We start from the raw sequence: 11,835 nt of genomic DNA, 5'->3' as shown, positions 1-11,835 counted from the left end.
TTTGTAATTACTTCAATTATCCTGCAAATCAACAGAAAAGTCAGCATAATTTTGCTAGTAGTAAAAAGGCTTACATTAACAGTGAATGCGTGTGGTAATACAAAATCCAATACCGGCGGTCGGCCACCGCTGCACAATATTTTAACGCAAAAGCAAAATCTTCGGTTATAATTCTTTTAGGAGGTGACTGCTCGTGTATCCAGATAAATCTAAACTAAGTATTGCTGACAACCAGCACTTATTGATCGTCAACGAAGCTGATTTAATTTTCACTACTGGTAAGTTTGAAAACTTACAAACAACACCTTTACAAACTAAGCAGATTATCGACAACGAGGAATTGCATGGCGTTAAAGCAAATGATGTCGCTACTGTCTTAAAAATGAAGCACGCATTTGATTTCATGATCAATAACACACAAAAGTTATCTTTTAATGATATTAAACAGATTAATCTATTGATTCAAGGAGTGGAAACGCCTAGTGCCGGCCAATTACGCCAACGTGACGTTGTTGTTCCATTGACGAATGAGGTCTGGACCCCGCCTAAGCCTAACGAGGCCACTGAAAAACAATGGTTTCAACAATTGATCACGCAGCAGTCAATCAGTGCGACCGAAAAAGCTATTAACCTGATGTTGCACTTATCGCGCCAGCAATACTTTGAAAATGGCAACAAACGGACTGCGCTATTTGCCGCCAACAATCTTTTGCTCACGCACGGTGCCGGCATGTTAGCAATTCCCGAAAATAAAATGCATTGGTATCAGTCAAAATTACAGAAGTTCGACCGAACGAACAATGATCGTGACATTAAACCATGGTTGTATGATAACTGCATCTTCAGTTATGCACCGGCAAAAACGGTCTATCCCAAAGCTGAATCAAAACAAGCTGACGACCCAGAACAGCCTATTTAAATCATTCCACTTTTCTGCAGACTAGGTCGTGTCTTCAAGCGCATTAAACTTTCGGAAATACCCTTTATTTTGTTATGCTAAAAATAAAGGACTGATCACAATGACCAAGCGCCGTCACGAATTATCTGATGCACAATGGGATATGATCAAAACATTATTTCCCAAATACCGTACAGGTCGCCCCGCTTGCCATAGTAATCGCCAAATGTTCAACGCAATGCTTTGGATCAGTAAAACTGGGGCTCCTTGGCGTGATCTTCCCGAGTATTATGGCCCCTGGAAATCAGTTTATACGCGCATGTCGCGCTGGACGGATTCAGGGTTATTAGAACAGATCTTCCAAGCTCTTAACGATGAACCGGATTTAGAAAACTTACACATGGACGCTACTATTGTTTCTGCCCATCAGCATAGTGCTGGGGCCAAAAAAGGAGGCCAAATTGTGAAGCAAACCAAATTGGCGACAGTCGTGGTGGCAAGTCGACCAAGGTCCACACCTTAGTGGACGCGTTGGGTAATCCGATTGTTTTTCATATTACTGCTGGTAATGTCAATGAAGGGCCGATCGCGTTAACCTTGCTAGAACAGGTTTCGTTAACTGAGGTCAATGTCGTTGCCGACCGTGCGTATGGTGCTAAGACCAATCGCGACTATATTACCGAACAAGGTGGCACGTATACAATTCCGCCTAAAATCACCGTTAAAGAACAATGGGAGACGAATTGGTGGATCTACAAAGAACGGCATGTTATTGAATGCTTTTTTAATCGATTAAAACATTTTCGTCGATTAGCGACCAGATATGATAAAACAACGCGAATATTCCGTACATTCCTTTACATTGCTTCAATATTATTAATGACTAGATAGTTTGAAGACACATCCTAGTCCGATTTTGAAAATAATTTAAAAATGATGAAGCAACAGATTAATCAACCTGTTGCCTCATCATTTTCTTTTAAGCCAGCATTTAAGTCTTATTTCAACCATTTGTTCGTTCTCGCAATTTTAACGGCTTCAATCCGGTTGTGAACTCCAAGTTTACTAAAAACAGCTGATAAATAATTTCGTACAGTCCCATCGGAAAGAAATAAGTCAGCCGCAATTGCTTTGGTCGTCAATCCTTTATCAGCCGCTGCTAAAACAGCTAATTCCCGTTTGGTCAGCGGATTACTATCCACCGACAACATGTTGGTCACAAGTTCAGGTGCATAGATCGTCTGGCCGGCCATCACTTGGCGAATAGCAGTAATTAAATCATCACTAGGACTATCTTTGAGCAAATAAGCCGCTACCTGAGCATGAACCGCCCGCTCAAAATATGCTTTTTGCGCGAAGGTCGTCAAGATCACTGCTTTAGTTGCTTCATCAGCCGCCTGAATTTTATCGGCTACGTCAAGGCCAGTCATCTGCGGCATTTCAATATCTAAAATAGCCACATCCGGGTTCAGTTGCTGAATCTCAATCCAAGCTGTGGCGCCATCATTAGCGTGACCAACAACGTGTAGATCGTCCTCTAATTCCAATAATTGTGAAAGTGCCGAATTTAGCATTCTTTGATCCTCGGCTAAATAGATCGTAATCACTAGCAACTACTCCTTCGGTAATTTTAAAGTAACAAGTGTCCCTTTTTTATTTTTAACGATCGTGAACGTTCCCTTTGCCTCTAGCATTCGCGCCTGCATACCAGTAATACCGTTCGCGCCAGCACGTGTAAGTTGCTTGCTATGACCGTCATCTTGGATCAAAACCTGAAAATGATCATTATGCAGCAAAAATTGAATGGTAACTGAATGTGCATTGGCATGTCTAATAACATTGGTCAACGCTTCTGTCATAGCAGCGGCTAACCGACTCTGGATAGCTGTTGGCCATTTTAAAGCAGCTTCTTCGCCGTGGGTTGAAAGTAGCACGCCTGCTGTTGCTAAATTTTTACTTTGTTCCAGTAAAGTTTCGCTAAGTGATTTTTGATGGAGATTATTAACAATTTTACGAACCATCTGTAAATTTTGGCGACTTGTTTGCTCAATATCATCAAGTTCAGCCGCAACTTTATTTGGTGCTTTTTGCAATAACTTTTTAGCTAATTCGGTTTTGATCGTGATCATGGAAAAACTTTGGCCTAATGTATCATGGAGATCCCGCGTAATCCGTTCACGCTCATCACGCTGAATAATGGTCTGTAAACGCCGGTTGGTCTGATGCAATTGGCGTTGACGGAACATCGAACTAGCCAGTAAATAAGCGAAGATCGGTGAAATAAAGGGAAATGCTAGTTCCACAATAGCACCATTATGTAGGCTTAGAATCCCTGGATGATAGCCATTGAAGCGAATCACCCCACTTAGCAGAAATGCATAATAAGCAGTAACAAACCACCGGAAATATTTTTTAGGCCGTTCAGCTAGAATTGTAGCTATCTGCCAGCCGGGAAAGATAATTAAATAAAAGTTAAATGCGAACACCGAAAATAAACCGGTTATGAGTAACTCCATTGGCATTGTGATTGATCGCCAACGCGGCACTTCGATCACCAAAACATAAGTCACTAAGAATACCACCGACAGCCCTGACCAAAACCAATCAGTGACAGTATTGATTGGCAGATACAACGCAATTGTATATGGTAAATAAACTAACCAAATATAGCTGATCCACTTTCTAGTTGTCAGATTTAGATGTTCTTTATGCCGCAATGATCTTTGCACCCCACTTATGCTTTGCTTTAACTACAATTAACATTACGGCCAACAAGCCAATACTCCAAACGCTAATGCCAATAAATGAACTCAGTTTAATTTTACCACTAGTAAATAGATTTCCTAATAGTTCATTAGTAAAATAGGTCGGTAGCAGCTTTCCAATTTTTTGTAACCAAGTCGGCAATAGATTTAACGGCCACCAAAGCCCGCTGAGAATGGCCATCGGAAAAGTAACAATATTACTGACTAGGCTTAGGGTTTCATTATGCTGAATAGACGCCATCATCGCACCGATCATCAATAACGGTATTTGACCAAAGAGTGCAATACCAACCATGCCTAACCACTGCCATCCTGATAGGCTAACCTGATTGACCACGGTTGCGACACTACCGATCACAATAATTGCTAGCCCGCTCATCGCCATGCTCCATAATCCAATCGAGATATAATACGCATTTAGACCGTGCGGAGTGGCTTTCAATAGGTCAACAAACTCGTGATCGCGGTCATGTTTAAGAATTGCAGCAACGCTAAACACAGCACTGATCAAACCGCTATAAATGATCATACTTCCCATATAGGTTACAAAGAATAATTTCATTTGTGCAGGATTCCCCATAGTCATAATTCGTGTGAAAAGAATATAAAATCCTGTCGGCATTAACAATGAAAAAAATAAAAAAGAAAGATTACGTAAAACCAAACGTTTACCATCAAAACATAATTGTGTCCTAAAATGCATCATCATCTGCTATAACTCCTTATTCGTTAAATGAATAAAAATATCTTCTAAGGATTCCCGTGTAACTGTAATTTGCCGAAGCTGAGGTAAAAAAGTGGTTAACGCGGTTAGTGTTATATCCCCATCAACGCTTTTAATACAAATTTGATCATTTGCGTTCCTAATATCAGTAACCCCAGGTAATGTTTTAAACCTTGTCACCGGGATCTGCGTCTGAAATGTAATTGTGACCCGTTGATTTTGCTTTTGTAACTTGCTAAAGGTTCCTTGGAAAATAAAATGGCCGGCGTGCATCAATAATAGCCGATCTGCAACATCTTGAATTTCATTTAGATAATGACTGGTGATAATAATCGTTTTCCCCTGTTGCTTCAATAACTGAATTCGCCGCCAAAAAACTCGGCGGGCATTAACATCCATTCCAACAGTCGGTTCATCCAAAAACAATAAGTCTGGATCACCGATCAAAGCCACAGCAAAAGTGACGCGGCGCAATTGTCCCCCTGATAAATTAGTTAACCGTTTTGAAGCGATTTCGGTTAACTGAAGTTCATTGAGCAATTGATCAACTGTAAGTGGTGTCGAATAGCAGGTCGCAACTTCCGTTAATAATTCTAAAACATTAACACCCTGCATCACCATATCCGTTTGCCGCATGGAGCCAATCCGTGCCTTGACAAATTTACTACCAGGCCGTTGTTCAAATAACGTGATCTTGCCTGAAGCCGAATATACACCGAGCAGAATATTCAGCAGCGTTGTTTTGCCAGCACCATTCTCACCGATTAGGCCTATGATCTCACCTGCATAAATAGTAAAGTTTAGGTTGTTTAACACAAGTTTAGTGCCATAACTAAATTGTAAATGTTGTGCCTGAATAAGTGTTTTCATAATTATTGGACCTCTATTTCAATATTAAAATCATCTTGGGTACGCAAAATGTTCAAGCTAAATAGTAAATTGCATTCCAAAAAGCATGACGCCATAACTGTATTCTATCAAGTTACGTCAATGTACTATAGTTCCATCTGTCACTTTTTAAACATGACAAATGTCATATAATTCATCTAATTTAGTTGATTACACATTCTCATTCACAGACCAATCAAAACATGATTAAAATTGATTTTTTATTTTTCCCTTTACTTATAGGTTCGAATAAGCGGCCGCTTTTCTGCCAACTTTTTTCTTATCAAAATAAAAAAAGGCTGAGCAACGTTGTTATACCGCTGCTCAGCACCCTAAAAATAATTTCAAAATCAAACTCGGTTTTGCCGCTTCTGTCCCTATTCAACCTTGCACAAAAACACTAGCGTTTATTGTCGGTTACGCTTATGAACACTACTGTTTATTCCAGTTACGTTTATGAACACTACTGTTTATTTCTAGCTACGCTTATGAACGCTACTGTTCATTATCAATTTAGGTTAAAAAACACTATTGGTTATTTGAATAAGTTTAAGCGGATATTTTTGGCCATAGTTAATCGTCTAAACAACACTAGTGTGCATTTTTACTAACGCTTACTAAACCGCACATAGGCCCACCTCTAATTGGTTAACCGTGCTGTGCCCAGCAACTAGTTCATAAACAACAGATCGGAAAACAGCAATAAGCTTAGCTAGTCAATTTTTACATCCCATTTACTTATACAGCGCAGCATTTTATTTAACCCTACAAAAAAAACGCCCATTTCTGGACGGTTTCTGTAGCGTAAGCTTAACGACGGATTTCTTTGATCCGTGCTGCTTTACCGTGCAATGCACGTAAGTAGTACAATTTAGCCCGACGTACTTTACCAAAGCGAATAACTTCGATTTTGGCAACACGTGGTGTGTGGATCGGGAATGTCCGTTCAACGCCGACACCGTTACTGACTTTACGTACAGTGTAAGTTTCGCTGATGCCTTCGCCGCGCCGTTTGATAACAACGCCTTCGAACAACTGGATCCGTTCGCGAGTGCCTTCAACGACACGAGCGTGAACGCGAACGGTATCCCCAGGACGAAATGCTGGGATATCAGAACGTAATTGTTCTTTAGTGATTTCTTCGATTAATGGATTCATGAAAATTTCTCCTTTTCTACAGACATTCTTGCCGCAACCGCAGCAGCGGAATATCGTGATCAGTGACTCTTCATCACAAAGTTAAATTTTAGCATATAATTTTATGCCTGTAAAGCTTAAATCTTACCGCGGTGGGCGTTTGTCCTTCTGCTCTGGCCATAAAAAGTTAAGGGCCAGCCGCCGGACGCGCGGATTCCGGCGAACGATCAGGTGATGACTAGCCAAGGGGCCCCGCACCAAAACTTGCCGGTAAGACGAGAAGCGTTGGCCTAGCGCTGGTACTAAGGATTTGCTGGAAACGTTGGTCACCCGCGAATCCGTTCCGTTACCGACATTGCCCATAATGCTGAGCACATGAACACCAGGGGGAAAGTCCTTCCGCGCATGCACTAGATCGCGGTAGGCATCATGCCGAAATTCCGGCCGCCCATTGGCTAAAAGCCGATTTTGCAGGGTATCCCCTCGTCCCAGCGCGCCATCTGCCGGCACCGAGATCAAAACCGCCCGCTTTAAAAGCAGCGGGTGTTGGTGGCTATACGCGATCAGTAGATCCAGATTGCCGCGGGAATGGGCGATCGCGTTAAAACTGCGAATGTGGTAACGCTGCTTCAATTGGGTTAGCAAGCGATTGAGCCAGATCGCATTTTGCTGCCACGAAGCCCATTTATTGGCAAAAACGACTTTGATCAACGGATGATGATAATCTGGCTGCCAGTGACCAAAATACTGAATATGATCGGGCTCGATCACTGCCGTTAAAGCGTAGCGCCCATCATCACGCTGTTCAGCATGGGTAATAAAATTATTGTAAGTTTGTTTGCCGGCACCTAATCCTGCGATCAGCAACGTTGGCCGCCGATAATGCGCCGGCGTTGTCGCCTGAACACGGGTACTGGTATAAAATAAGCCTGCGGTAAATAATAGCAACAACGATAGTAAATAAGCGCCGCGACGCTTCATAGGCTCACCTCCGGCCAGCCAGTCAATTATTGGCAGCTAGCTTGCATAATCGCATTTTGCCACCATCAATTTAGGCGGCCTACTTTTCTTCTTGTTTGATTTGTGCTAGTAGTTTTTGTTGTTGCTCAGTTAAAGTAACTTTTTGCAACAGATCCGGGCGGCGTAAATAAGTGCGGCGCAAAGCTTCCTTTGCTTGCCATTGGGCGATCAGTTGGTGATTGCCGTTGGTCAACACTTCCGGAACCTGCATGCCGTTATAGTCAGCGGGCCGCGTATATTGCGGGTGTTCCAGCAAGCCATCCGAAAATGAGTCATGGTCCGCGGAGCTTTCATTGCCTAACACACCGGGGATCAGGCGCACCGTGGTGTCGATCACTACCATTGCCCCTAGTTCACCGCCAGTTAAGACGTAATCACCAAGTGAAATTTCGTCGGTGACTAAATGGCGGATCCGTTCGTCGTAGCCTTCATAATGGCCACAAATAAAAACTAAATGCTCGCTGGTCGCTAAGTCAGTGGCAACGCTTTGGTCAAACTTTTTACCGGCAGGATCAAGCAGGATCACCCGCTTCGGCCCCGGTTGCTTTTGTTCCAACGCCGCCATTGCCGCAAAAATCGGCTGTGGCTTCAGCAACATCCCTTCACCAGCACCATAGGGATAGTCATCAACGGTGTGGTGCTTAAGATCATCGGAGTAGGCCCGAAAATCAGTCACTTCAATATCCAACAAATGCCGCTGCTGCGCCTTACCGATGATCGACTGCTCGAACACCCCGGTAAACATACTTGGAAACAAACTCAGCACATCAATCCGCATCATCGATCAATCCTTCCGGTAAGTCAACTAACGCCTGTTGCGCCGTTAGATCAACGTTTAAAACCACCTGTTTGATGTACGGCAACAGCCAATCTTTTTGTCCCGGGCGGGCGATCACCCAGACATCATTAGCCCCCGGACTGAGGATCTCCTTAACTGTGCCTAAATCAGCGCCAGTCGCCTGTTCAACGATTTTAAGGCCAATGATATCCCGGTAGTAAAAGCCTTCGTCAGCGGCTAATTCTTGCTGATCAGCACCGGCAACATATAAGGTCTGGCCCTTTAACGGTTCAACGGCCGTTAAATCAGCTAATTCTTCAAACGATAGCAAATTAAAATTCTTATGCAGCCGGTGAGTTTTCACCGTTAAAGCTTGGGGCTTGCCCATTGGTTTAACGTACAGCTTTGCCCCCGGCCGAAACCGTTCGGTGGGAAAGTCAGTCGTCGCCATCACGCGCACCTCGCCGCGGATACCGTGGGTGTTGACGATGCGACCGACTGTATAATAGTTTTCGCTCATGCTAATTCCTTTCCAGCGTGCTAAAAGCTAGCACCTTGCAACTGATTTCGTCTAAAAATGCTGGCCCAAACGTTTACCGTCTAAGTGCAGCACACTAAACAAAAACACCCCATAAAACATCACTGTCTTATTGAGGCGTTTAACTGTTTTATTCAATAATGTTGAGACGCACCCGCTTGTTACCCGGGACTTTCACACTATAAACGATCGTTCGAATCGCCTGTGCCACTCGACCTTGTTTACCAATGATACGCCCAATATCTTCATGGTTGACGTGGAGATCATATTCATGAAACCGTTCCGTTTCGTGAGTTGTGACCTGAATGTCATCAGGATAGGTGACGAGTGGCTGAACAATCGTAATAATTAGTTCTTTCACATCGGTCATCGTTTAATCCTTATTTCTTAGCGAATTTTGCTTCGTGCAATTTTTGCATGATACCATGATTGGATAAAATGTTCCGTACTGTATCAGAAGGTTGCGCACCTTTTTGTAACCAATCAAGGATTGTGTCTTCTTCTAATTTAACTTCGGCGGGATTAACTAATGGGTTATATGTGCCGACGGTTTCGATGAAACGGCCATCACGAGGTGAACGTGAATCAGCCACAACGATACGGTAGAATGGGCGCTTCTTAGAACCCATCCGCTTTAAACGAATTTTAACTGCCATTACTGCACCTCCTTAACTTATTCAACGCTAATAAATATACCAGTTATTGGCAGTGTTGTAAAGGGTTTTTTCTTTACAGGTTTAAAATGCCTATCTAGCAGTGTTTAGCCCCCATAAAAGGCCTCTTAGCCGCTATTTTTCTCTTAAAATAATTTATTTTTTTAAACTGGCGGCTATTTTTTGACTAATTCGGCAGCCTTAGCGGTTAACCAGCAACAGGCATATTATTCGCACTGGACGGCACAACTTGCGATAATTAAAGTAGAACCAAGGAACTAGCCTTGAAAGGAGCTGACGCAATGGCCAGTAAAATGGATAAGCTAAAAGGTAAGCTCAAGGAGGCCGCTGGTAAAGTGGCGAATAACGATGAGCTGGAAACCAAAGGACAGCTCGAACAAGAACAAGCTAAAGCTAAGGAAAAAGCCAAGCATTTAGCCGAAGTCAAAACCCAAGAAAAACGGGCTAAGCTTCAGCGTGCTGCTAAGACTGACGACGACCAATAAAGGAGTTTGCCAAACGGCAGCTCCTTTATTTTGTGCTTATAAGCCTGCCTTACGTCGCTATTTACGGCGTTTACGCGCTTGCTTTAAGCGTTTTTGCTTTTGCTTCTTTTGTTTGCGCACCATGGAGCCCATCGCCATTTTACCTAAGCGGCCGGACATCCCCTGGCCAAACATTTGGTCCATACCCGCAAAGTTACCGTTGGACATTTTGCTCATCATTTTGCGGGATTCTTTAAATTGTTTGATCATCCGGTTGACTTCTTGGATCGGACGGCCAGCGCCGGCAGCGATCCGACGGCGGCGACTTGGATTCAATAGATCAGGGTTAGTTCGTTCAGCCGGGGTCATGGAATAAACAACCGCCTTCATGTGGCCCGTTTCTTTAGGTCCCATTTGCACTTTATCTAAGCCGGGCACGTTATTCATTCCCGGCATCATTTTCAAAATATCTTGGATCCCACCCATTTTCTGGACTTGATCTAATTGGTCGATAAAGTCGTTAAAATCAAAGGTGTTCTCTTGCATTTTTTCGGCAAGATCGGCCGCTTTTTTCTCATCGTAGTCGGTTTGCGCCTTTTCGATCAGGGTCAGCATGTCGCCCATGCCCAGGATGCGATCGGCCATGCGGTCGGGATGGAAAACATCTAAGTCGGTCAGCTTTTCACCTTGACCGGTGAACTTGATCGGTTTACCGGTGACGGCCCGAATCGACAAAGCCGCCCCACCACGCGTATCGCCATCTAATTTAGTCAAAACGACCCCGGTGATGTCCAACTGCTGATTAAAGCTTTCAGCCACGTTAACGGCATTTTGCCCGGTCATCGCGTCGACGGTCAGCAGAATTTCATTGGGCTGTGCTAAGGACTTGATGTCGGCCAATTCTTGCATCAGCTTTTCATCGATCTGCAGCCGGCCGGCAGTATCAATGATCACGTAGTCATTTTTATTCTCCGCTGCTTGAGCTAGCCCTTGGCGGACGATCTCGCGGGGATCAACGTCCGTCCCTAATTGGAAAACCGGCGCGCCCACTTGTTGGGCCACCACCTGCAACTGATCAATGGCAGCTGGCCGGTAAACATCGGCCGCAATAAATAATGGCCGCGCGTGGTCGTTGGTTTTTAAGCGGTTGGCCAACTTTCCAGCGGTGGTCGTTTTCCCAGCCCCTTGCAGGCCGACCATCATGATGATCGTCGGAATGTGCGGTGCTTTGTTCAGCGGTACCGCTTCAGCCCCCATAACCTTGGTCAATTCTTCATCGACGATCTTGACGATCTGCTGCGCTGGGGTCAAGCTTTCCAGCACTTCACTGCCGATGGCGCGTTCGCGAACGGTTTTGACGAAATCTTTGACGACACCAAAGTTAACGTCGGCTTCCAACAAAGCTAACCGGATCTCGCGCATTGCGTCGCGCAGATCAGCCTCCGATATTTTGCCTTTACGGCGTAATTTACTCATAGCGTTTTGTAAACGCTCAGTTAAACCCTCAAATGCCATTATTTCACCCTCTAATTTAAGTTAAGTCAGACTGCCTCATTATGCCTAGGCGCTTTGGCCGGCGCTACTCGTCCGCTTCATCTTGTTCCAGCTCACCGACCAACTGCATTAATTGTTGGTCCTGGCGATAATGCGCCTGCACATAAGCTTGCAGGCGATCAACGGCGTCATTGCGGATCTGAAAATCATGATAAAGCTGTAACTTTTGCTCATAGGCTTCTAGAATTTTTTCGGTCCGTTTAATATTATCATAGACGGCCTGGCGACTCACGTTAAATTCTGCCGCAATTTCGCCTAATGAGTAGTCATCTGCGTAATAAAGCTGCAGATAATGATATTGTTTTTTAGTTAATAACGGCGCGTAAAATTCAAATAATGAATTCACCCGATTATTTTTTTCAATTTCCATATTAAACTCCAGCATTTCATTTTCT

General features: G+C 43.9%; 14 protein-coding genes and 1 pseudogene. 3 read left to right on the top strand and 12 right to left on the bottom strand.

The genetic code is table 11. The features are described from left to right. Positions 1-193 precede the first annotated feature (193 nt). Both FFM78_RS01715 and FFM78_RS01710 read left to right on the top strand, forming a co-directional pair. Entirely contained in the window at positions 194-919 is a 726-nt protein-coding gene (locus FFM78_RS01715) for a Fic family protein (protein ID WP_137636707.1), read from the top strand. A gap of 100 nt (positions 920-1,019) precedes the next feature. After that, positions 1,020-1,789: pseudogene (locus FFM78_RS01710) on the top strand (IS5 family transposase). A 107-nt stretch (positions 1,790-1,896) separates the two neighbouring features. Here the strand turns inward: FFM78_RS01710 and FFM78_RS01705 are convergent. From FFM78_RS01705 to rpsP, 10 genes are all read right to left on the bottom strand, one after another. Further along, positions 1,897-2,505, bottom strand: a complete 609-nt coding sequence (locus tag FFM78_RS01705; RefSeq protein ID WP_137636706.1) for a response regulator transcription factor — start codon at positions 2,503-2,505, stop codon at positions 1,897-1,899. A 6-nt stretch (positions 2,506-2,511) separates the two neighbouring features. Further along, positions 2,512-3,615: a sensor histidine kinase gene (locus tag FFM78_RS01700; protein WP_137636705.1), complete on the bottom strand. Its 1,104-nt coding sequence runs from the start codon at positions 3,613-3,615 to the stop codon at positions 2,512-2,514. Further along, entirely contained in the window at positions 3,605-4,369 is a 765-nt protein-coding gene (locus FFM78_RS01695) for an ABC transporter permease (RefSeq protein ID WP_137636736.1), read from the bottom strand. Before FFM78_RS01695 ends, FFM78_RS01700 begins: the two co-directional genes overlap by 11 nt. A gap of 6 nt (positions 4,370-4,375) precedes the next feature. Beyond that, positions 4,376-5,257, bottom strand: coding sequence for an ABC transporter ATP-binding protein (locus FFM78_RS01690; RefSeq protein ID WP_137636704.1), 882 nt, complete (start codon positions 5,255-5,257; stop codon positions 4,376-4,378). A gap of 828 nt (positions 5,258-6,085) precedes the next feature. Beyond that, positions 6,086-6,433 carry a 50S ribosomal protein L19 gene (gene rplS / locus FFM78_RS01685; protein WP_137636703.1) on the bottom strand — a complete coding sequence of 116 codons (348 nt, stop codon included), beginning with the start codon at positions 6,431-6,433 and terminating at the stop codon, positions 6,086-6,088. A 123-nt stretch (positions 6,434-6,556) separates the two neighbouring features. Then, positions 6,557-7,393: an alpha/beta hydrolase gene (locus FFM78_RS01680; RefSeq protein WP_137636702.1), complete on the bottom strand. Its 837-nt coding sequence runs from the start codon at positions 7,391-7,393 to the stop codon at positions 6,557-6,559. Between the two features lie 79 nt (positions 7,394-7,472). Then, positions 7,473-8,210 carry a tRNA (guanosine(37)-N1)-methyltransferase TrmD gene (gene trmD, locus FFM78_RS01675; protein WP_137636735.1) on the bottom strand — a complete coding sequence of 246 codons (738 nt, stop codon included), beginning with the start codon at positions 8,208-8,210 and terminating at the stop codon, positions 7,473-7,475. Further along, positions 8,200-8,730 carry a ribosome maturation factor RimM gene (gene rimM / locus FFM78_RS01670; protein WP_137636701.1) on the bottom strand — a complete coding sequence of 177 codons (531 nt, stop codon included), beginning with the start codon at positions 8,728-8,730 and terminating at the stop codon, positions 8,200-8,202. Before rimM ends, trmD begins: the two co-directional genes overlap by 11 nt. Positions 8,731-8,878: 148 nt before the next feature. Further along, positions 8,879-9,118 (bottom strand): KH domain-containing protein, encoded by a 240-nt coding sequence (locus tag FFM78_RS01665; protein ID WP_171001806.1) that lies wholly within the window; start codon positions 9,116-9,118, stop codon positions 8,879-8,881. Between the two features lie 10 nt (positions 9,119-9,128). Then, the gene (gene rpsP / locus FFM78_RS01660) at positions 9,129-9,404 is read right to left on the bottom strand and encodes a 30S ribosomal protein S16 (RefSeq protein ID WP_137636700.1); all 276 of its coding nucleotides are present in this window, start codon (positions 9,402-9,404) and stop codon (positions 9,129-9,131) included. Positions 9,405-9,703: 299 nt separating this feature from the next. Between rpsP and FFM78_RS01655 the strand changes: the two genes are divergently transcribed. Further along, positions 9,704-9,907, top strand: coding sequence for a CsbD family protein (locus FFM78_RS01655; RefSeq protein ID WP_137636699.1), 204 nt, complete (start codon positions 9,704-9,706; stop codon positions 9,905-9,907). A 57-nt stretch (positions 9,908-9,964) separates the two neighbouring features. Here the strand turns inward: FFM78_RS01655 and ffh are convergent, their stop codons facing one another. Continuing rightward, positions 9,965-11,401: a signal recognition particle protein gene (ffh, locus tag FFM78_RS01650; RefSeq protein ID WP_137636698.1), complete on the bottom strand. Its 1,437-nt coding sequence runs from the start codon at positions 11,399-11,401 to the stop codon at positions 9,965-9,967. Between the two features lie 64 nt (positions 11,402-11,465). After that, positions 11,466-11,810, bottom strand: a complete 345-nt coding sequence (locus tag FFM78_RS01645) for a putative DNA-binding protein (protein WP_137636697.1) — start codon at positions 11,808-11,810, stop codon at positions 11,466-11,468. Positions 11,811-11,835: the final 25 nt, after the last annotated feature.

This window comes from Loigolactobacillus binensis, assembly GCF_005405165.1.
Taxonomy (GTDB): domain Bacteria; phylum Bacillota; class Bacilli; order Lactobacillales; family Lactobacillaceae; genus Loigolactobacillus; species Loigolactobacillus binensis.
This window is presented reverse-complemented; position numbering and strand designations above follow the sequence as displayed.

Coding starts and splice junctions, on each gene's coding strand:
- FFM78_RS01665 (WP_171001806.1), bottom strand. CDS start 9,118: ATGACCGATGTGAAAGAACTAATTATTACGATTGTTCAGCCACTCGTC.
- rplS (WP_137636703.1), bottom strand. CDS start 6,433: ATGAATCCATTAATCGAAGAAATCACTAAAGAACAATTACGTTCTGAT.
- FFM78_RS01680 (WP_137636702.1), bottom strand. CDS start 7,393: ATGAAGCGTCGCGGCGCTTATTTACTATCGTTGTTGCTATTATTTACC.
- FFM78_RS01690 (WP_137636704.1), bottom strand. CDS start 5,257: ATGAAAACACTTATTCAGGCACAACATTTACAATTTAGTTATGGCACT.
- rimM (WP_137636701.1), bottom strand. CDS start 8,730: ATGAGCGAAAACTATTATACAGTCGGTCGCATCGTCAACACCCACGGT.
- rpsP (WP_137636700.1), bottom strand. CDS start 9,404: ATGGCAGTTAAAATTCGTTTAAAGCGGATGGGTTCTAAGAAGCGCCCA.
- FFM78_RS01695 (WP_137636736.1), bottom strand. CDS start 4,369: ATGATGCATTTTAGGACACAATTATGTTTTGATGGTAAACGTTTGGTT.
- trmD (WP_137636735.1), bottom strand. CDS start 8,210: ATGCGGATTGATGTGCTGAGTTTGTTTCCAAGTATGTTTACCGGGGTG.
- FFM78_RS01655 (WP_137636699.1), top strand. CDS start 9,704: ATGGCCAGTAAAATGGATAAGCTAAAAGGTAAGCTCAAGGAGGCCGCT.
- FFM78_RS01645 (WP_137636697.1), bottom strand. CDS start 11,810: ATGGAAATTGAAAAAAATAATCGGGTGAATTCATTATTTGAATTTTAC.
- ffh (WP_137636698.1), bottom strand. CDS start 11,401: ATGGCATTTGAGGGTTTAACTGAGCGTTTACAAAACGCTATGAGTAAA.